Source organism: Streptoverticillium olivoreticuli subsp. olivoreticuli (genome assembly GCF_003391135.1).
Lineage (GTDB): Bacteria > Actinomycetota > Actinomycetes > Streptomycetales > Streptomycetaceae > Streptomyces > Streptomyces blastmyceticus.
On record NZ_CP031455.1, the window covers coordinates 7,758,197 to 7,777,904 of the forward strand.

A 19,708-nucleotide genomic window follows, 5' to 3' on the forward strand; every position below is an offset into this window, starting at 1 on the left:
CCGGGTGGACTACAGCGGCAGGAGGTCCGGCCGCTTGGGCTCCACGTGGTCCCCCGAGGACTCGCCGCGCAGCCGCCGGCCGATCCACGGCACCAGGTGCTCGCGCGCCCAGTGGATGTTGTCGCGGCGCACCTCGGCGGGCGACCGCTGCCCTTCCTCGGGCCACGGCTGGTCCGGGTCGGCCGGCACCTGAAGGCCCAGCACCTGGGCGGCGCGCAGCGCGACGCGCGTGTGCCCGTCCGGCGAGAGGTGCAGGCGGTCGTCGCTCCAGGCCCGCCGGTCCTGGACCGAGCGCAGCGACCACAGGTCGAGGACCGGGCAGCCGTGCCGGTCGGCGATGGCGCGGACGTGGGCGGTGTAGGTCGCGATCCTGCCCCGCAGGTGGCGCAGGACCGGGATGCCACGGGTGTCGAAGCCGGTGCACACCAGCACCGTGCCGACGGAACCGGCGAGGTCGACGACGGCCGCCTCGTAGCGCTCGGCCACGTCGTCCGGGTCGCTGCCCGGCCGCAGGATGTCGTTGCCCCCGGCGCAGAACGTCACCAGATCCGGTCTGAGCTCCTTCGCCCGCGGCACCTGCTCCTCCACGATCTGGTCGAGGAGGCGGCCGCGGACGGCGAGGTTGGCGTACCGGAAGGCGTGCTCGGGGTGCTGGTCGGAGAGGAGTACGGCCAGTCGGTCGGCCCAGCCGATGAAGGCGTCGTCCGGCCCCGGGTCCCCGACGCCCTCGGTGAAGCTGTCCCCGACGGCTGCGTACGACCCGATTGTGCTCTTGCTGAATGCTTGCGAATCGTCTGCCACGTCAGCACATCTTTCACCTTGGGGAGTGACTTACGCCACCGTAACCAGGGGTTGACGTGCAGTGATGTATCCCACCCCGGCAAAATCGACCCAACCGGAATACGTCGACGCGGGTGCCCGCGAGAGCTGATTGCCCGTACAACCGTTGTCGTAAAGTCAGTCAGTCGCTTCGTCGACGACCGGTGTCGACGGCCGAACCTGGGAGCGCCCGTGACGCAGACGCCGCATGTCCCGTCCACCGAGCCCGAGCTGGCGGGGGTCCGCAACTTCCGTGATCTGGGCGGCCTTCCGGCCGTCGGCGGGCGGCGCGTACGGCCCGGCGTCCTCTACCGCAGCGGCCACCTCGCCCACGCGACCGAGGAGGACCGGCGCTTCCTCGACAGCCTCGGCCTGCACACGGTCCTAGACTTCCGCAACGCGGCCGACATCGAACTCGACGGCCCCGACGTCGACCTGCTCGGCGTCCGCAACGTGAACATCCCGCTCAACGACCCCGCGTACGGTGCCGAGTTCTGGAAACTCGTCCGCGCCCGGGACCTCGACCGGCTGCGGGAGGTGCTGGCGGGCGCCCGGGGCGCGGACCGGATGTGTACGAGCTATCGCGAGATCATCACCACCCGCACCGCCGAGCACGGCCGCGTCCTGCGCCTGCTCGCCGACGACGCCGTGCCCGCCCTGATGCACTGCGCCGCGGGCAAGGACCGGGCGGGGCTTTCGATCGCGGTCACGCTGCTCGCGCTCGGGGTCCCGCGCGAGGCCATCGAGGCGGACTACCTGGAGTCGAACGCGCCGCACCGGCGCTACCGGATGCGGCGGCCGCAAGCGGCGGAGCCGCCGGAGATCACGGAACTGCTGTCCCCGATGTTCGAGGCGCGGGCGGAGTACCTCGCGTCCGCGTTCGCGGTGATCGAGGAGACCTGGGGCACGGCCGACCGCTATCTGGCGGAGGGCCTCGGAGTCACCACCGCGACGAGGGAGCGGCTGCGGCAGCGGCTGCTCACGGAATAGGCGTCCCCGGACCGGGCGCGGAGGCCGATCTACGCTGGTCGTATGGACGACTCGCTCTTCCCCCGCCCCCGGGCCGAGATCGCCCCGGGCGCCGTGCACGTGCCCGACTGGCTGACCCCCGCCGCCCAGGCGCGGACGCTCGCCGCCTGCCGGGAATGGGCGAGGCCCCCCGCCGGACTGCGGACCGTGCGGATGCCGAGCGGCGGGGAGATGTCCGTGCGGACGGTCTGCCTCGGCCTGCACTGGTTCCCCTACGGCTACGCCCGGACCGTCGTGGACGGCGACGGCGCGCCCGTCAAGCCGTTCCCGCCCTGGCTGGGCGAGCTCGCGCGGTCGGCCGTCGCCGACGCGTACGGAACGGAAGCGGCCGCCCCGCCCCCGTACGACATCGCGCTGGTGAACTTCTACGGCCCCGACGCGAAGATGGGCATGCACCAGGACCGCGACGAGGAGTCCGACGCCCCCGTGGTCTCGCTCAGCCTCGGGGACGCCTGCGTCTTCCGGTTCGGCACCGCGAGCGGCCGGGGCAGGCCCTGGACGGATGTCGAGCTGCGCAGCGGTGATCTCTTCGTCTTCGGCGGCCCCGCGCGCCGGGCCTTCCACGGCGTGCCCCGCACCCTGCCGGGCACCGCGCCGCCCGAGCTCGGGCTGTCCGGGCGGCTGAACATCACGCTCCGGGTGAGCGGGCTCTGAGCGGACCCGGCCGGGCGTGGGGCGCATTGGGCATGTTCATGGAAATTCACGTGCGGCGGCGGCCGTGACCCTGCACAGTGGGGCATGCTTCCGCTGCCGCCGTCCGGGCCCGTGAGATCGGGGGTGGGCCCGGGCGGCGGCACGCGGATTTCGCGCGGGCGCGGCCCGGACGTCGGGAGGGGGTCACCACGTGCCGGTCCGGAGGGGCAGATAATGGCATGACCTGCCCGCTGCCGCCCTGGAGGTGCCGTGACCGGCTTCCGTCCGAAAAGCTCACCGCTCGACGCCCTGCGCCCGGCCGCGTTCGGGGCGGATCCGTCCGGAGAGCGGATGGAGCGCATCAGGCGGTCGCCGAACTTCGTCGACGGGGTGTTCACCAACCCCGTGGCCGCGGACCGCACTCCTTCCGGTTCGCTGCTGAAGTTCCTGCCCACCTACTTCCGCAAGGAGGAGCGGGCCCGCCGCACCCCCGCCGGCACCGTGCCCGTCCACCCCACGACCGTCGCCGACCTGGCCGTCCCCGCCGCCTCCGGGCTGCGGCTGACGTGGATGGGGCACTCCAGCGTGCTCGCGGAGATCGACGGCCACCGGGTGCTGTTCGACCCCGTGTGGTCCGAGCGCTGTTCGCCGTTCGCGTTCGCGGGGCCCAGGCGGCTGCACCCGGTGCCGGTGCCGCTGGCCGAGGTCGGGAGGCCGGACGTGGTGGTCATCTCCCACGACCACTACGACCACCTGGACATGGCGACGGTCAGAGCCCTGGCCCGCACGGGCACCCGCTTCGCCGTACCGCTCGGCGTCGGCGCCCACCTGGAGCACTGGGGCGTACGGGCCGACCGGATCACCGAACTCGACTGGCACGAGTCGACCGTGGTGGGCGACCTCACCCTCACCGCCACCCCCGCGCGGCACTTCTGCGGCCGGGCGCTGCGCAACACCCAGCACACCCTGTGGGCCTCATGGGTGGTCGCCGGTCCCGAGCACCGCATCTTCCACAGCGGTGACACCGGCTACTTCCCGGGCTTCACGGACATCGGCGAGCAATACGGGCCGTTCGACGCGACCATGGTGCAAATCGGTGCTTTCAGCGAGTTCTGGCCGGACATCCACATGACTCCAGAGGAAGGCGTGCGGGCCCACGCCGACCTCCAGGGCGAGGCCGCGCGGGGCGTCATGCTGCCCATTCACTGGGGCACCTTCAACCTCGCGCCGCACTCCTGGGAGGAGCCGGTCGAGGGCACGGTCGCTGCAGCCGGCCGCCTGGGCGCGCGAGTCGCCGCACCCACGCCGGGACAGCCCTTCGAGCCCGCGGGCGGGCTGCCGTCCGACCCGTGGTGGCGGGCGATCGCGCTGCGCCCGGCCACCGTCCCGGCCGCGCCGGTGCGGGAGCGGACCGACGCCGTGGAGGCCACCGTACGGGCGTAGCCGGGGAGTTGACGCCTGGTGCGGAAGTCGGCGCGTTCCTTCTCCGGCAGATCGACGAACAGCCGACGGCGCCCCGCGCGCCCTCACCCGGGCGCGCGGGGCGGCGGCCGTCAGAAGTGCGGCAGCTCCATGTCGCAGCAGGAGTCGCGGCGCAACTGCCGCCCGACCTCCAGCCATTGACTGTGCGAGCGCGCCGCGTACGTCCCGCGGTCCCCCGCGCCGCCGTACGCCCCGACCAGCTCCGCCTGCTCGAACGGCACCCCTCCGCGCAGCACCGACACCGTCCGCACGAGCGCGTCGAAGTCCGTGAACGGGTCGCCGTCCACGATCGTCACATCGGCGAGCTTCCCGGCCTCCAGCGTGCCCAGCTCCCGCTCCGCGCCGAACGCCCGCGCCGGCAGGACCGTCGCCGTCCGCAGCGCCTGCGCCGCCGACAGGCCGTACCGGTGCAGGGCCCGCAGCCCCAGGTGCAGGGACAGCCCGACCGGCACCAGGGGCGCGTCCGTACCGAGGGCGACGATGCCGCCGCCGGCCAGGATCCTGCGGTAGACGTCGATCTCCCGCTCCAGCGTGGTCAGCTGCTCCGCGGTCGGCGCCGCCGTCGCCGTCTGGCGCACGACCGCCGCGTCCCACGGCGGCATCAGCCGCGTCACCCGGGGATCCTCCGCCAGGGCCGGGGCCTCGCCCAGCAGCGGCACCGAGGTGAAGATCGTGGCGATCATGTGGAAGCCCGCACGGGTGTAGATCTCCACCAGATCCTGGTGCGCGTGGCCCGACGCCGTCGTGGCGTGCCCGAACTCCAGCCGCTGGGTCGCCTGGAGATGGGTCGTCAGATCCTGCCCCAGCTGCATGCCGGGCGAGCAGAGGTGGCTGCCCGCCCGCACCCCGAGCCGGTCGTGGGCGTACCGCGCGGCCTCCTCCATCACCCAACCCGGCGCGCGCACATACGTCTTGACGAAGTCCCAGTCGAGCGCGGCCCCCCGCTCCAGCGACCTCCGCAGCCCCTCGCGGGTGCGGTGCGGGCGCCCCATGCTGTACGCCACTCGCGCCCCGTCCAGCAGCTCGCCGGTGGCCAGCAGCCGGGGCCCGGCCAGCGCCCCCGCCGCTACGGCCTCGCGGATCCTGGCCTGCTCATAGGCGAAGCCGCCGAGCGACACCGCCGTGGTGATCCCGTACGCCAGCTGCAGAGCCGTCTGCCGGCCGCCGTAGGTGCTCTGCCACGGGTGCGTGTGCGCGTCCCACAGCCCGGGGATCACCGTGTGCCGTGAGGCGTCGACGGTGCGCAGGGCCGCCCGCCGCGCCCGGTGCGGCTCCACGGCGGCGATCCGGCCGTCGCGCACCACGAGGTCGACGTCCTCCCGCACCGCCTCGCCCGTGCCGTCCCAGAACCTCCCGGCGCGCACGACCATGTCCGCGGGGGTCGGGCGCCGGTAGTCGAGCGAGACCGGGACTGTACGGGCCGAGCCGTCCGCCACGTCGAGCAGTCGCAGCCGCCCCGCCGACAGATAGAGGAGGTGGCGGGAGTCCGCGGACCAGGACGGGTGGTCCGCCGCCTCGTCCGTCAGCCGGCGCGGCTCGCCGTCGGGCGTCCCGTCGGCGCGCACGGGCAGCAGCCACAGCGCCGACTCGTGGATCACCGCCATGTGGCGGCCGTCCGGTGACCAGACCGGGCCGGAGTCGTAGCGGTCGGCGATCGAGGCGTGCGGCGCGATGGCGTGCAGACGGCTGCCGCCGTCGGTGGTGTCGAGCACCCGGATGAGGTTGTAGCCCTCGCGGAACCGCTGGTTGAGCCGGTTGCGGTCGCACAGCGCGACATAGCGGCCGTCGGGCGACCAGCTCGGTCTGCCGGGCAGGCCGCCCGCGGCCAGGGGCGCCGCGAGCACCCGGTCCGTACCGGCGGCGAGATCGCGCACCAGAAGATTGCCCGACATGTCCAGGCACGCCAGCCGCGTCCCGTCCGGCGAGAGCGCCGGAAGGACCCGGCCCCCGTCGGCCAGCAGCGTCTCCTCGCCGGAGGCGAGGTCGCGGCGGCGCACGGCCAGCAGCCCGTCGCGGTCGTCGGCGTAGACCAGCGACCGCCCGTCGCGGGTCCAGGTCGGTCCGAGCAGATAGCGGGTCGGTTCGGCGCCGACGACCTTGCGCGGCCGTCCGCCGGAAATGTCCGCGACCCAGAGGGAGTTGAGCGCGGCGAACGCCACCTGCCGGGCGTCGGGCGACAGCGCGGGCAGGTGCAGGGCCCGCGCCTTGTGCACGCCGCCGATCTCGAAGTCGTACCGCTTGACGCGGTAGCGGGGCCGGTCCAGCGGCAGCTTCGCGGCGAAGGGGATGGCGACGGCCGCGGCGGCGGCCCTGGCGTCCGCCCCTCCGGGCCGGACGATCCGGAACTCGCCGCTCACGGTCAGGAGCAGCTCGTCGCGCGACACCCACCGCGGCGGCACGGGCGCCACGTCCCCCTCGACCGCCACGGCCGCACCGTCCACGACGAGCGTGCAGGACGCGCCGGGCGCGGCCGTCGTCCGCAGATACGCCAGCCTGCCGCCCGGCGACACGGCCGGTGTCATCACCTGCGCGGCGGCCGTCTCGGTGTGCTCCGTGCGCACCGAGCCCCGCCCGTCGGACGCCACCGACACGACCGTACGCGCCTCCAGCGCGGCCCCCGCGACGCGCGCGCGGACGAACAGCAGACGCTTGCCGTCCGGCGACCACACCGGGTCGAAGTCCTCCCAGGCGCCGTCCTGCAACGGCCCGTCCTGGCCGGTCAGGCCGCTGATCCGGGTGAGCGCACGGGTCCGTACGTCCACCACCCACACCCGGTACGGGCTCCCGGTCACCGGATCGCCGCCGCGCTCGGAGGCGAACGCGATCCGCGTGCCGTCCGGCGACCACGCGGGGCCGCGGTCGTCCCACGGCCCGTCCGTGAGCTGCCGCAGCCCGGAGCCGTCGGGCCGCAGCGTCCAGAGGTGGAAGCCGCCGCCGCGGTAGGCGCAGACGGCGAGCGTCCTGCCGTCGGGGGAGTGGACGGGACGGGTGGGTTCGAGGTCGGCGGGCGTGATCGCGACGGCGTCACCGCCCTCGCGGGGGACGGACCACAGGGTGTTCTGCACCTCGGCGATCAGCCGGTCGCCGGCGGGGGAGAGGGAGGCGGAGCCGTTGGTGGCGGCGGTGAAGGACAGGGCCGCGGGCGGCGCGTGGGGGACGGCCGCGGCCGCGACATCGGCGGGCAGGGCCGCGGCGACCCCCGCCGCCGCGGCGGTACCGGCCGCGGCCTGCAGGAATCTGCGCCGGGAGAGCGGTGAGAGGGCGAAGGGAGGTGCATCGACCGGGCCGGGGGTGTCCAACTGTCCTCCTGCGACGGGGGAGTTGCGTGATACGGGAGCTGGAATCGGGGCGGCTCGATGGTTGCACGGGGGGTGGCCGGTCGGTCAACACCGCGCCGGTCGCATCGTCGACGCGTCGGACCGCCGCTCACCGCTTCAGGAATCACCGCTTCAGGAAGGACACGATCCGCTCACCGAGCGAACGGGGATCCAGACCCTGCCCCGCGAGGTGCTCCTCGATCGAGCCGTAGCGGCGCAGCTCCCGCCGGCCGATGCCGAGGCCGAGCACGCGGTGCGGCAGATCGGCGAGGGCGTCGTTCACGGCGGCGCCGGACGTGCCTGCGAGGTACGGCTCGACCAGGACGACATCGGCGCCGCCACCCGTCCCGGTGACCTCGCCGACCGCCGCCCGCAGGGAGGCGCCGTCGAAGGGCCGTACCGTCGCCGCGTACAGCACGGTCACGCCCAGCCCCTCGACCGCCGCCAGCACGTTGTCCAGCATCGGCCCGACCGCCACGACCACCCCGGCGCGCCCTTCGCGCACGGTGCGGAACCCGTGGCCGACCGGCCGGGCCGTCGCGTTGGAGTGCGCCGAGAGCCGTACGTACACCCGGTCGTCCCCCGCCGCGACCGCCTGCCGCAGCAGGGTCTCGGCCTCGTCGGGGTGGCCCGGGACGTGCACGGTCCAGCCGTCGAGGGTGTCGAGGAGCGCGATGTCCCCGGGCGACATATGGGTGTGGCCACCGGCCGGCCAGTCGTACGAGCCTCCCGCACTGACCAGCACCCCGCCCAGGCCCTGGTGCCCGAAGTCCAGCTTGACCTGCTCGAAGGCGCGCTCCACGAGGAAGCTCGCGAAGGTGTGCACGACCGGCCGCATCCCGGTCAGGGCCAGCCCCGCGCCCGCGCCGATGAGCAGCTGCTCCCGGATGCCGACGTTGATCACACGATCGGGGTGGGCGAGACGGGCCTCCTCGAATCCGGCCGCGCCGATGTCGGCGAGCACCAGGGCGAGGCGGGGGTCGGTGTCGAGCAGCCCGGAGAGGATGGAGGTGAAACGCTCACGCATGGTGTCCATGGGGGTGCCTTCCTGGGCTTCAGGCGTTCTTGGGGGTGACGCGGGCGACCACGGCGTGCGGCCTGCCGGGGTGGGGCGCGGTGAAGGCCTCGTGGAGCGCCTCGTGATCATGGCCGTCGACCGTGGTGGCGGACCACCCGGCCGCCTCGAACCGGGAGGCGATCCCGCCACGCCATCCGTGGGTGGCCGAGGCGTTGTCGACGACCACCGCGTGGAGCGCGCCGAGCCCGGCGGCCCCGGCGTAGGCGATGGCCTCGTGGTTGCTGCCCTCGTCGAGCTCGGCGTCCCCGATCAGCACCCACACCCGGGCCTCGTCCCTGCCCTGGGCCCGCAGCCCCAGCGCCGTCCCCACGCCCAGCGGCAGACCGTGCCCCAGCGAGCCGCTGCCGATCTCCACGCCCGGCACCAGCACCCGGTCCGGATGGTGCCCCAGCGGCGATTCGTACGCCCCGAAGCCGCTCAGCCACTCCTCAGGGAAGAAGCCCTTGGCGGCGAGCACCGCGTAGTACGCCATGGGCCCGTGCCCCTTGGACAACAGGAACCGGTCCCGCCCGGGCGCCTCCCGCAGCTCCGGGGAGACCCGCAGGACACGGTCGTACTCGACCAAACTTGAGGTCAACCCCCACCGGTGATCCACCCCGGCCCGAAAGCCGTGCGCGGCCACCCGCTGATGTGCGGTATTGTTCTCGTGCGCGGTCGGCGAGGGGAAAAACCCGAGCCGGACAAGCACCGGGACGTGGCGCAGTTTGGTAGCGCACTTGACTGGGGGTCAAGGGGTCGTGGGTTCAAATCCCGCCGTCCCGACCAGCGATTTTCGCAGGTCAGAGGCCGTTCTCGCAGGGATGCGAGGGCGGCCTTTCCCGTGTTGTGCCGGATTGTGGTCGCGGTGCCGGTGTGAGCCGTGGGGAGTGGGCGGCCGATCGGCCGATGCTCCTCAGTCAGACATGTGACGGGTAATCAGATCGAGCAGCCGTCGGACGGCCGCGTCCGCGTCCGGGCGGAGGACCGCGGTGACGTGGGTGTCCAGGTTGGGTGATGTGCCCCGGAGCGGGACGAAGGTGATTCCGGGGAGGGCGAACTCGCTCAGTTCCTCGGGGAGGGCGCTGACGCACAGCCCGGAGGCCACGTAGCCGAACAGGCCGGTGAGGTCGTCGGCGGTGGCCCGGAGCCGGGGGGTGAAGCCCACCTCGTGGCAGGCGAGTTGGAGCTGCTGCGCGAGCGACGGCAGCGCCGTGGCGTCGGGCAGGACGAAGTCCTCCTCGCGCAGGTCCGCCAGTCCGATCGTTTGCTCACCGGCCAGCCGGTGGTCGGTGGGGAGCGCGGCGGCGAGGCGCTCGACGGCGACGTCCCGGGTGACCAGGTCGGCCGGTACGGGTGCGGGGTCGCGCAGGAATCCCAGGTCGAGGGCGCCGGACCGGACCATTTCCGCGACGGACGCCGAGGAGTCCTGGCGCAGCTTGATCCGCAGGCCGGGCATCTCCCGGGCGGCCGCGCGCAGCAGTCGGGGCAGATAGCGGTGGCTGAGGATGCTGACGTACCCCACCCGCACATCGCCCTCCAGCCCGTGGGCGACGCGCCGCGCGCGTTCGACGGCGGCGTCCTGGAGGTGGAGCATCCGCCGTGCGTCCGTGGCGAAGACCGCACCTGCGGGGGTCGGGCGCACACCGCGCGGCCCACGCTCCAGGAGGGGCGCGCCGATGCCCCGCTCCAGGCGCTGGATGGCCTGGCTGAGGGGTGGCTGGCTCATCGAGAGGCGTTCCGCGGCCCGGCCGAAGTGCTGCTCGTCGACCACGGCCAGGAATTGTTCGAGGAGGCGCCTGGTCAGTTCCATATGGTCAACCATATCTCGATCTACGAAAACATATATTGGACAGACATCCCGCCCGGGGCGTTCACTCGGTCGTGGGAGCTCCGGTCGACGAGCCCGGCGCTCCTTCCCTCCCGAGAATCCCCGAGACGGGAGACGCTGCGGGAGCCGTGCGGCGCCGAGCCGGCAGGCCTCCGCCCGCGGTGCCGCAGCGGTCTCCCTGGAGTCCTCCGATGCGCTCGCAAGACGTCGCGCGCCTGTTCACCACCCCGGTGAACGCGCCTGCCTATGCCCCCACCCGGTACCGGTTCACCGACCGCGAGTACCTCAACATCACCTATCGCACCGACCCCGAGGCCCTGCGCCGGATCGTCCCCGAGCCGCTGACCGTCACCGAGCCGCTGGTCCGCTTCGAGGTCATCCGGATGCCGGACGTGACGGGCCTGGGTGACTACACCGAGGCCGGCCAGCTCATCTCCGTCGAACACGACGGCGAGCACGGTGAGTTCAACCTGGCGATGTACGTCGACAGCGTGCCGGCGATCACCAGCGGCCGCGAACTGAGCGCCTACCCGAAGAAGTTCGGCTCCCCCGTGCTCCGCGTCGACTCCGACACGCTGGTCGGCACCCTCGACTACGGCTCGCTGCGGGTGGCCACCGCCACCATGGGCTACAAGCACGACCCGATGGACCCGGACGAGGCCCGCGCGGAGATCCGTACGCCCACGTTCATGGTCAAGACCGCGCTCGGCTACGACGGTACGCCGCGCATCTGCGAGCTGGTCCGCACCCGGATCGACGACATCACGGTCAAGAGCGCGTTCCGCGGCCCGGCCCGGCTGCAGCTCTTCGCCCACGCGCTGGCGCCGCTCGCGGACCTGCCCGTCCTGGAGGTCGTCGGCGCGAGCCACATCGTCGCCGACCTCACCCTCAGCCCCGCCGAAGCGGTCCACGACTACCTCGCCGGCTGAAGGCTCCCTATCCCGCCGGCACCACAGACATCAGGAGAAGCGTGAAGACGATGGACAACAGCACTGAACCGGCAGCCGCGGACGCCGCCCGCCTCCCGGGCGCGTACCGGCGGGCCACGATCATCGGCGGCGGGGTGATCGGCATCTCCTGGGCCGGCCTGTTCCTCGCCCACGGCATGGACGTCGTCGTCAGCGACCCGCGCCCCGACGTGGAGAAGCTGGTTCTCGACGGTCTGGAGGAGGTCGTCCCGGGCCTGGCCGCGCTGGGGCTGCCCACCGAGGGCCTGACCGGCCGGCTGCGCTTCGAGGCCGACCTCGCCACCGCCGTCGCGGACGCCGACGTCGTCCAGGAGAACGGGCCCGAGCGCCTGGAGGTCAAGCAGGAGATCTGGCGGACCGTCGAGCGGGCCGCGCCCGCCCACGCGCTGCTGGCCACCTCCACCTCCGGCATCCCGGCCACCGCCATCGCGCGGGCGATGCGGCAGCCCGAGCGTCTGGTCGTCGGCCACCCCTTCAATCCGCCGCACCTGGTGCCGCTGGTGGAGATCGTGCCCGGCGAGCGGACCTCCCCGGCCACCGTGGAGCGGGCCCGCGACTTCTACGCGGCGCTGGGCAAGCGGCCGCAGGTCCTGCACAAGGAGATCCCCGGCTTCGTCGCCAACCGGCTGCAGTCCGCTCTCTTCCGCGAGGCCGTGCATCTGGTGGCCGAAGGAGTGGTGACCGAGCAGGAGCTCGACGACATCGTCACCGCCTCCATCGGTCCGCGCTGGGCCGTGGCGGGCCCCTTCCGCACCTTCCACCTCGGCGGCGGCCCCGGCGGCCTGCCGCACTTCATCGAGCACCTCGGCCGCGCCATGGAGGCCACGTGGCCGGGCCTGGGCAGCCCCGCCTTCGACGAGACCACCGTCGCCCGGCTGACCGAGCAGGCCCGGCAGGCCTTCGGCGATGTGCCGGTCGGCGAGCTCGCCGCTCGCCGCGACCGCGCGCAGATCGCCCTGATGCGCGTCCTCGGCGACGCCCCCGGCACACCCGCTCCCACCCGCGACTGACCCCTCACCGAACCTCACCCACCCGGGAAACGACGCACCATGTCTCTCACCGACAAGATCACCCAGGCGATCGCCGCCCCCGCGACGGACGACACGTTCGACGTCCATGCCGAAACGGCCGACGTCCTGGCCGGCATCGGGCTGAAGCCCGAGGACACCGGCGGCACGATCACGTACTACGGAGCCGACCCGGTGGTGCCCAGCACCCTGCGGCTCGGCGCCGCCTCCGGCATCGCCCTCGTCGCCAAGTCCGCCGCCGTCGCCGCGCTGTGGCGGCAGCGCGGCGGCCCGGGCCAGGACATCGCGATGGACCTGCGGGTGGGCCCGCACCGGCTCTGCCCCTTCTACGATCAGAAGTGGGAGCTGCTCAACGGCTACCCCGCCGGCACTCCGTCCATCCCCAACATGGCCTATGCCAACGCGTTCTACCGGACGGCCGACGGGCGCTGGATGATGCCGTTCAACATCTACCCCAACATCAAGCAGGCCGCGCAGAAGCTGCTGGGCGCGCCGGAGATACCCGAGGCCGTCGCCGCCGCCGTCGCCAAGTGGGACGCCCGCGAGCTGGAGCGGGCCGGGGCCGAAGCCGGTGCGGTGATGCCCATGGTCCGTACGCCGAGCGAAATTCTGACAGAGCGTCAATACACCGACCACCTCGCGCACATGCCGCTGGTGGAGATCGCGCGTGTCGGCGACAGCGCGCCCGAGCCGCTGCCCGAGGGCGCGACCGCGCCGCTGGACGGGGTGCGGGCGCTGGGCATGGGCCACATCATCGCGGGCGCCGGCGCCGGCCGGGCGCTGGCCCTGCACGGGGCCGACGTGCTCAACCTGTGGCGGCCGAACGAGCTGGAGCACGACGTCACCTACCGTACGGCCAACGTCGGCGTCCGCTCGGCGACGGTGAGCCCGTACACCACCGAGGGCCTGGCCCGCATCCATGGACTCCAGGCGGGGGCCGACGTCTTCTTCGCCAACCGCCGTCCCGGCTTCCTGGAGTCCATCGGGCTGTCGGAGGACGAGGCGATCGCCCGGCGGCCGGGCCTGGTGTACGCGACCGTCTCGCTGAACGGAAGGAGCGGCCCCTGGGCCGACTACCTCGGCTTCGACCAGACCGCGGGCGCGCTGACCGGGCTGCTGCACCTGGAGGGCGACGGCGACAGGCCGGCCCTGCCGCCGATCACGGTGGTCAACGACTATTTGGTCTCGTGGTTCATGACAGCCGGCATCGTGGAGGCCCTGCGCCGCCGCGCCGTCGAAGGCGGCAGCTACCGCGTCCACGTCTCCCTGTCCCGGGTCGCCCTGTGGATCCTGAGCATGGGCGTCTTCGACAAGGCGTACGCCACCGCGATCGCCGGCACCGGCGAGGAGCACGCCTACCCCGACCCCGAGACCTTCACCGCGCGGACCCCGCTCGGCCACTACCAGGGCGTCACCGACCAGGTGCGGATGTCCGAAACCCCGGGCGCGTACCGGCAGATCCTCCTCCCGCGCGGCGCCTGCCGCCCGGAGTGGCTGCCCCGCGGCTGACCACCGGCTGCCGGAGAGCGGCGTCGGAAGGTAAACCTGCCGGACCAGGTTTGCCGCCTTTCAGGTGATTGTCTCAATGATCACACCAGCTGGGCGATTTGCCGTGACTACGGTTACCGCGGTCGGGGGCAACCGGGCGTCGGGGGTGGGGATGGAGCTGAGGTACTGGCTCGAGCGAGGGGTGGAGGATTTCCGGGCGTGGACGCAGTCGTACGCCGACTACGCGGCCCATCCCGCCATGGCGGTGGACGAGGGCGCCTGCGCCGCGGCGTTCGAGGAGCTGACCGCCCGACTGCGCGGCAGTTACCCCTTCTTCCACCCCTGCTATGCCGGTCAGATGCTCAAACCGCCGCACCCGGTCGCCGTCGCCGGCTATCTCGCGGCCATGCTCGTGAATTCCAACAACCATGCGCTGGACGGCGGTCCGGCCACCTCGGCCATGGAAGAGGAGGTGGTCGAGCGGCTCGCGGCCATGTTCGGCTTCGAGGAGCACCTGGGGCATCTCACCAGCAGCGGCACCCAGGCGAATCTGGAGGCGTTGTTCGTCGCCCGGGAGAGTCATCCCGGCAAGGGCGTCGCGGTCGGCGTCGAGGGGCATTACACCCATACCCGGATGTGCCATCTGCTGGGTGTACAGGCGCACATGGTGGCCGCGGACGATCGCGGGCGGATGGACACAGCCGCGCTGGAGCGTCTGCTGTCCACCGGAACCGTGGGGACCGTCGTGGCCACCACCGGGACCACGGCGCTGGGTGCCGTCGACCCGCTCCACCGCATCGTGCCGTTGGCGCGGCGGCACGGAGTGCGTGTCCATGTGGACGCCGCCTACGGGGGTTTCTTCGCTCTCCTCGCGGATGAGGAACCTCCTGGCGCGCTGGTGACCAGGGAAGCCTGGCACGCGATCGCCCACTGCGATTCCGTGGTGATCGACCCGCACAAGCACGGCCTGCAGCCGTACGGCTGCGGAGCGGTGATTTTCCGTGATCCGGCCATTGCCCGGTTCTACCGGCACGAGTCGCCCTACACCTACTTCACGTCCGACCGGCCGCACCTGGGGGAGATCAGCCTCGAGTGCTCACGGTCCGGTGCGTCCGCCGCCGCCCTGTGGCTGACCCTCGAACTGCTGCCCCTCAGCCGCAAAGGGCTGGGCGGAGTGCTCGCCGCCGGACGCCGGGCCGCCCTGCGCTGGGCCGCTCTGATCGACGGATCCCCGCACCTGGAGTTGTACCAGCCGCCCGAGCTCGACATCGTGACGTATTACCCGTCCTGCACGCCCGCCACCTTGTCCCGTATCGGCGCGGCCAGCAACGACGTGATGCGCCGGGGCATGAACGCCGAAGAGGACCCCGTGTTCCTCAGCACCGCCCGTATCGGAGCGGCCGACTTCACCGCCCGTCGTACGGACGTCGTCGTGGACACCGACCACGCGCACATCCTGCGCAGCGTGCTGATGAAACCGGAGAGCGAGCTCTACCTGGAGCGCTTGCACCCACGTGTGGAGGGCCTCGCGAAGGCTTCGAAATGAACTCTGCCGGAGGAGTGGGCACATGAGTACGGGATCCCATGAAGCTCTGCCGAGTGCCGCGCTGTTGAATCCACTGAGCCTGCCGGACGACTCGCGGATCCCCGGAGCACCGACGAGTGGCGGCGTGGCCGACTACGAGCGGTACTTCCACATTTCCCGCGATGCGCCGGACCTGGCCACCTGGACCCGTGGTTGCCTGGATCTCCAGGCGGCCGTCCTCGACGACCTCCCCCGTGCCGGCCTCGAAGAGGAACAGCGCGTCGGCATTGTGACCGGCCTGCTGCTCGCGTCGCACGCCACGCTGATGTCCTGGACGCGTACCGCGCCCGGGCCCGGAGAGACTCCTCCCGGAACTGTCACGGAACAGCCCTCCGCGCCGTCGACGGTGGCGTCGGCCGGTGACCAGGCCGGCGCGCTGCGGCGCTGGAAGCTGGGGCATCAGCTCTTCCACCTGCTGCTCACCGTCATGAACACCACCTTGGACGAGACCGTGGCCGCCGCGCGCGATTCCCAGTGGCCGTCTCTGGTCAGTGGCATGGAACGGTTGGAGGCGCTGTACGAGGCCGCCACCGCCGCCATGACCTACGCCTCGGACTTCCCCTCCTCCGTGTACCGGAACGAGATCCGGCCGACCATGGAACCCCCCTTCGTCGCGCCGGGATTCTCCGGAGTCTTCAACCGGGAACACCAAGTGATGGCGGACCGACTGCACACGCTCGGACGCGCTCTCGAAAACCTCTCGCCGGAGACCGGCGCCATCGACGCGATCCGCCGGGCGGAAGCTTCCTTACGGGCGGCACAACGGCGGAACCGGAGAAATCACGTGAGGATCTGTGAGCGTTGCGTCCCCGAAGGCGGCTCGCTCCGCCGACAGCATCTCGTCCGGGAAGAGGGGCGGAACACCAGCACATGACCGAGTACCGGAGCACCTCCTCCCGGACTGCCGGAGACATCGAGGGCGTCGACGCGCACACAGGGCTTCGGATCCTGGCCGACACGGTCGACGAGGTCGTGTGGCTGGACCACTGCCCGTTCCTGAGCGCATCGTTCCAGCCGATGCCGGCCTGGCTGAGACATGAGCCGGTCTCCGCGTTCCGGTCACTGCCCGTGCCTCCGCCCGGTCACCGGCCGGGCACGCCGGACGCGCGCCGCGTCTGTGTGTCCTTCGCCCCCGAGCACGGCACCAACGCCCGTACCTGGGCGAGAACGTACGGGTACCGTCTGCTCGCACCGGACCTCGGCGTCACCGCCTGGGCCGCGGACAAGATCAGCGCCATCGGACTGTTCGCGACGGCCGGCGTGCCCGCCCCGCCGGCCCTGGTCATCCCCGCGACCGGGCGCGGGCCGGCCGAAGCGTACTGGAACTGCCAATGGCAGCAGGCGGTCGCCCAGCGGCGGGAGAACAACCTCATCGGCCGGGGGACCGTCCTTGTCGACTCACCGGCGAGCCTGCGGGCCTGCCTGGACTCCTGGCCGGACCAGCCGGTCAAGCTGAGCCGTTACTCTCCCGGGATCTCCCTGACCGTCACCGCCTGCGCCGGACCGGACAGGACCGTCGTCTCGGCGGTGTCCCACCAGCTGGTGGGGATCCCGGAACTGGCCGCGTCCTGGGGAACGCACTGCGGCAATCAGCTCGTACACCCGCACGACCTGCCAGGGGATCTGTACGAGCAGGCACGCCAGGCCGCCCGGCGCGTGGGCGAGGTGCTTCGAGGGCGCGGCTTCCGCGGCGTCTTCGGCCTGGACCTGGTGGCGGACGAGGGCCGGCTGCTGGCCATCGAGGTCAACCCCCGCTTCCAGACCGTGGTCTCCCTGGTCCAGGCCACCGAGCGTGCCGCGGGACTGCTGCCCTCCCTGGGCCTGCACATCCTGGCCTTCCTCCTCCCCGCTCTGCCGCCGCCGGCGGCCAGGGCGTTCCCACCGGGGCCGCGCCAGAGCCAGCTGGTCGTGCACGCTCCCACGGAAACCACCGTGCACGGCCTCGCGGCCACAGGGCGCTACCGCAAGAACGGCCACGGAGTGACCGGCCCTCTCCCCGCGCCGGCCGACGTCGCCCGCCTCGCCGACGACGAGGCGTTGTGGTGGGCCGTCGCCCACCCGGGACCGGTCACCGCGGGCCAGGAGCTGGCCCTCCTCCAGTTCCGCCGGCCGGTCGCCGCGCTGGAGCCCCGCCCTCGCCCGAGCCCGGCGGCCCGGGACTGGATCGCCGCCTTCGACCAGCGGCACCGGACCGGGCCGGTACGTCCGGAAGGCCGCCCCGGATTTCCCGGCGGGGGTCCACCCGGGGCAGAACCTCCCTTCCTGCGCCTGGACGAGCGGCGGATGCGCGAGGCCGGCGGCCACACCATCGACCTGATCATCGACCGGATCACCACGGCCGGCGACCGGCCGCCCCGCCGCGTGCCCTCGCCCGACAGCCTCAGGACCGCCCTGGAAGAGCCCCTCCCCGAGCGCGGTACCGAGGACGTGTGCGCCCTTCTCGACCACGTGACGCGTCACGCGCTCGACCGGGCGACCCGCCTGGACCACCCGCGCTGTTTCGCCTTCGTGCCCTCCACCGGCAACTTCCCGGCCGTACTCGCCGACGCGCTCGCCTCCGCCTATCTGTCCGTCCCCGGAGCCTGGCTCGTAGGAGCCGGACCCACTCAGCTCGAACTGACCACCCTCGGTTGGCTCAAGACATTCCTGGGCCTCCCCGGCGGCCACGGCGGCCTGTTCGTCAGCGGGGGCTCCATGGCCAACTTCACCTGCCTGGCCGTCGCACGCGACCACCACCTCGACGGCGACCGGGCACACGCCCGCCTGTACTGCTCCTCCCAGGCCCACCCCTCCATCGCCCGTGCGGTTCACCTCCTGGGCCTCACCCGGGAGCAACTCTCCGTCATCCCCGCCGTCGACGGCCTGCGGCTGGACGTCACCGCCCTCGCCCGGCGGATCGACCACGACCGGAGCCGGGGCCGTCGCCCCTTCGGCGTCGTCGCGACCCTCGGCACGACCGGCACCGGCGCCGTCGACCCCCTCGACGACCTTGCCGACCTGTGCGAACGGGAAGGGCTGTGGCTGCACATCGACGGTGCCCACGGCGCGGCCGCCGCAGGCACCACCCGTGGTCACCACTTGCGCGGCGCCCTGTGCCGAGCCGACTCCCTCACCGTCGACCCGCACAAGTGGCTGTTCCAGCCCTACGAGATCGGCTGCGCCCTGCTGCGCCGCCCCGAGCTGCTCCCGGCCACCTTCGGCATGGCACGCCATTGCCTGGACACCGGCTATCTCGACCCGGCCGAATCCCAGGGGGACGAAGTCAACCTCTCCGACTACGGGCCACAGCAGAGCCGTGGCCTGCGCGCCCTGAAACTGTGGCTCTCGCTGAAGACATTCGGCGCCCGCGCCTTCCGGCAGGCCATCGAGCACGGTATGGACCTTGCCGAGCACGCCGGGGCGCTCATCGAGGCCCACCCCGAGCTGAGGCTCGTCACCCCGCCCAGCCTCGCCATCGTCACCTTCCGCTACCACCCGGCGGACGCGCCCCCGGGCTGGGACGCCGACTCCGCCCAGGAACACATCAGCCGGAAGGTGTGCGCCGACGGTCAGGCCCTGATCCTGACCACCCGCGTGCGCGGTGCCACCGTGCTGCGAATGTGCACCATCAACCCCACCAGCACCCACGACGACGTCGCACACGTCCTGGACCTGGTCACCGGCATCGGCCGTCGGCTGTGACCGCGGACGCGACGACGTCGACGCCCGTCAGACGATCACCAGTGTGGATGGCCCGGTGATCAGCTGCACGCCCTTCTCGGAGGCGCACCGCAGCGGATCGACCGTGACGTGAAAGCCCGGAGAGGCCACCGTCCTGTCCTTGAACTTCCCCGACTTCACCCGGCCCACGACCAACACAACGGCTTCCCCCGCCACTTGCTGCACATTTCCCAGCCGGTACACGACCGTGGTCGTTTCTCCGGTGTTCCACGTGATGTGCTCCACGGTGGTCGCGTCGGAAGCGAAGCAGCCGTTCGACCCGTCACCGGTGATGACGGACTTTCCCCATTTCAGAGCCGGATCCGCCGACAGGCAGCTGTACGCACCGCTGCCGCTGATCCGGGTGTGCCGCGCCTGCAACGACAACCCCGGTGAGAACTCGATGGTGTTGTTCCCCACGCAGCTGACGATCGCGTCCGACGTATGCGCGGCCGCGGGAAGCGCCGCCGGTCCCGCCAGCAGGGCCGCGGCCGCTGCCGCGCACCCCAAGGTCCTGCCCCACGAGAACTCCTTGCCCATGGCTCCCCATTCCCTCTCCAGGACTGCGGCCACCCGCAGACGGCAGCAGCATCCTCCCGTTCCCGCCCGGACCACGACGGGTGATCGGCGACAGAGGCCGGGCCGGAGGCAGCATCTGATCCACGGCAGGCGCGGGGGGTCGCACATGCGCCGTGCCCCATGTGGACGCGCTCGCGGTCGTCATGGCGCCGGATGCCTGGACAAAGGCCGTGACGGCGCGGTCCCGCGACTCGCC

15 protein-coding genes and 1 tRNA gene are annotated in these 19,708 nt (G+C 72.5%); 10 read left to right on the forward strand and 6 right to left on the reverse strand.

Annotated features, from left to right (window positions below; genetic code table 11):
- Positions 1–9: 9 nt before the first annotated feature.
- Positions 10–801, reverse strand: coding sequence for an SGNH/GDSL hydrolase family protein (locus DXZ73_RS33660; protein WP_116214729.1), 792 nt, complete (start codon positions 799–801; stop codon positions 10–12).
- 210 nt (positions 802–1,011) lie between these two features.
- Between DXZ73_RS33660 and DXZ73_RS33665 the strand changes: the two genes are divergently transcribed.
- The 3 genes from DXZ73_RS33665 (at position 1,012) to DXZ73_RS33675 (ending at position 3,924) form a co-directional block, all read left to right on the forward strand.
- A complete protein-coding gene (locus DXZ73_RS33665) occupies positions 1,012–1,809 on the forward strand; it encodes a tyrosine-protein phosphatase (RefSeq protein ID WP_162890431.1) in 798 nt (265 codons plus the stop codon).
- 42 nt (positions 1,810–1,851) lie between these two features.
- Positions 1,852–2,502 (forward strand): alpha-ketoglutarate-dependent dioxygenase AlkB family protein, encoded by a 651-nt coding sequence (locus DXZ73_RS33670; protein WP_116214730.1) that lies wholly within the window; start codon positions 1,852–1,854, stop codon positions 2,500–2,502.
- Between the two features lie 249 nt (positions 2,503–2,751).
- On the forward strand, positions 2,752–3,924 hold the full coding sequence (locus DXZ73_RS33675; protein WP_116214731.1) for an MBL fold metallo-hydrolase: 1,173 nt from the start codon (positions 2,752–2,754) through the stop codon (positions 3,922–3,924).
- A 110-nt stretch (positions 3,925–4,034) separates the two neighbouring features.
- On the opposite strand, the gene DXZ73_RS33680 is transcribed toward DXZ73_RS33675, so the two are convergent.
- The 3 genes from DXZ73_RS33680 to DXZ73_RS33690 all read right to left on the reverse strand — a co-directional run bounded on the left by DXZ73_RS33680 (position 4,035) and on the right by DXZ73_RS33690 (position 8,980).
- Positions 4,035–7,262 (reverse strand): amidohydrolase family protein, encoded by a 3,228-nt coding sequence (locus tag DXZ73_RS33680; RefSeq protein ID WP_116214732.1) that lies wholly within the window; start codon positions 7,260–7,262, stop codon positions 4,035–4,037.
- A 142-nt stretch (positions 7,263–7,404) separates the two neighbouring features.
- Complete coding sequence (locus DXZ73_RS33685; RefSeq protein ID WP_116214733.1) at positions 7,405–8,316, reverse strand: transketolase family protein; 912 nt, start codon at positions 8,314–8,316, stop codon at positions 7,405–7,407.
- A 19-nt stretch (positions 8,317–8,335) separates the two neighbouring features.
- A complete protein-coding gene (locus DXZ73_RS33690; protein WP_240351828.1) occupies positions 8,336–8,980 on the reverse strand; it encodes a transketolase in 645 nt (214 codons plus the stop codon).
- 66 nt (positions 8,981–9,046) lie between these two features.
- Here DXZ73_RS33690 and DXZ73_RS33695 point away from each other — a divergent pair.
- Positions 9,047–9,123 (forward strand) — tRNA-Pro (locus DXZ73_RS33695).
- A 127-nt stretch (positions 9,124–9,250) separates the two neighbouring features.
- Here DXZ73_RS33695 and DXZ73_RS33700 read toward each other — a convergent pair.
- Entirely contained in the window at positions 9,251–10,147 is an 897-nt protein-coding gene (locus tag DXZ73_RS33700; protein ID WP_116214735.1) for a LysR family transcriptional regulator, read from the reverse strand.
- A gap of 209 nt (positions 10,148–10,356) precedes the next feature.
- On the opposite strand from DXZ73_RS33700, the gene DXZ73_RS33705 reads away from it, so the two are divergent.
- The 6 genes from DXZ73_RS33705 (at position 10,357) to DXZ73_RS33730 (ending at position 18,915) form a co-directional block, all read left to right on the forward strand.
- Positions 10,357–11,094: an acetoacetate decarboxylase gene (locus tag DXZ73_RS33705; RefSeq protein ID WP_116214736.1), complete on the forward strand. Its 738-nt coding sequence runs from the start codon at positions 10,357–10,359 to the stop codon at positions 11,092–11,094.
- A 50-nt stretch (positions 11,095–11,144) separates the two neighbouring features.
- Positions 11,145–12,143: a 3-hydroxyacyl-CoA dehydrogenase family protein gene (locus DXZ73_RS33710; RefSeq protein WP_116216049.1), complete on the forward strand. Its 999-nt coding sequence runs from the start codon at positions 11,145–11,147 to the stop codon at positions 12,141–12,143.
- 39 nt (positions 12,144–12,182) lie between these two features.
- A complete protein-coding gene (locus DXZ73_RS33715; RefSeq protein ID WP_116214737.1) occupies positions 12,183–13,670 on the forward strand; it encodes a CoA transferase in 1,488 nt (495 codons plus the stop codon).
- 151 nt (positions 13,671–13,821) lie between these two features.
- Entirely contained in the window at positions 13,822–15,195 is a 1,374-nt protein-coding gene (locus DXZ73_RS33720) for a pyridoxal phosphate-dependent decarboxylase family protein (protein WP_116214738.1), read from the forward strand.
- A gap of 22 nt (positions 15,196–15,217) precedes the next feature.
- Positions 15,218–16,108, forward strand: a complete 891-nt coding sequence (locus DXZ73_RS33725; RefSeq protein ID WP_162890432.1) for a hypothetical protein — start codon at positions 15,218–15,220, stop codon at positions 16,106–16,108.
- Positions 16,105–18,915, forward strand: a complete 2,811-nt coding sequence (locus DXZ73_RS33730; protein WP_116214740.1) for a pyridoxal-dependent decarboxylase — start codon at positions 16,105–16,107, stop codon at positions 18,913–18,915. Before DXZ73_RS33725 ends, DXZ73_RS33730 begins: the two co-directional genes overlap by 4 nt.
- A 27-nt stretch (positions 18,916–18,942) precedes the next feature.
- On the opposite strand, the gene DXZ73_RS33735 is transcribed toward DXZ73_RS33730, so the two are convergent.
- Positions 18,943–19,353 (reverse strand): hypothetical protein, encoded by a 411-nt coding sequence (locus DXZ73_RS33735; RefSeq protein ID WP_162890433.1) that lies wholly within the window; start codon positions 19,351–19,353, stop codon positions 18,943–18,945.
- Positions 19,354–19,708: the final 355 nt, after the last annotated feature.

Coding starts and splice junctions, on each gene's coding strand:
- DXZ73_RS33670 (WP_116214730.1), top strand. CDS start 1,852: ATGGACGACTCGCTCTTCCCCCGCCCCCGGGCCGAGATCGCCCCGGGC.
- DXZ73_RS33685 (WP_116214733.1), bottom strand. CDS start 8,316: ATGGACACCATGCGTGAGCGTTTCACCTCCATCCTCTCCGGGCTGCTC.
- DXZ73_RS33700 (WP_116214735.1), bottom strand. CDS start 10,147: ATGGAACTGACCAGGCGCCTCCTCGAACAATTCCTGGCCGTGGTCGAC.
- DXZ73_RS33705 (WP_116214736.1), top strand. CDS start 10,357: ATGCGCTCGCAAGACGTCGCGCGCCTGTTCACCACCCCGGTGAACGCG.
- DXZ73_RS33710 (WP_116216049.1), top strand. CDS start 11,145: ATGGACAACAGCACTGAACCGGCAGCCGCGGACGCCGCCCGCCTCCCG.
- DXZ73_RS33715 (WP_116214737.1), top strand. CDS start 12,183: ATGTCTCTCACCGACAAGATCACCCAGGCGATCGCCGCCCCCGCGACG.
- DXZ73_RS33720 (WP_116214738.1), top strand. CDS start 13,822: ATGGAGCTGAGGTACTGGCTCGAGCGAGGGGTGGAGGATTTCCGGGCG.
- DXZ73_RS33725 (WP_162890432.1), top strand. CDS start 15,218: ATGAGTACGGGATCCCATGAAGCTCTGCCGAGTGCCGCGCTGTTGAAT.
- DXZ73_RS33730 (WP_116214740.1), top strand. CDS start 16,105: ATGACCGAGTACCGGAGCACCTCCTCCCGGACTGCCGGAGACATCGAG.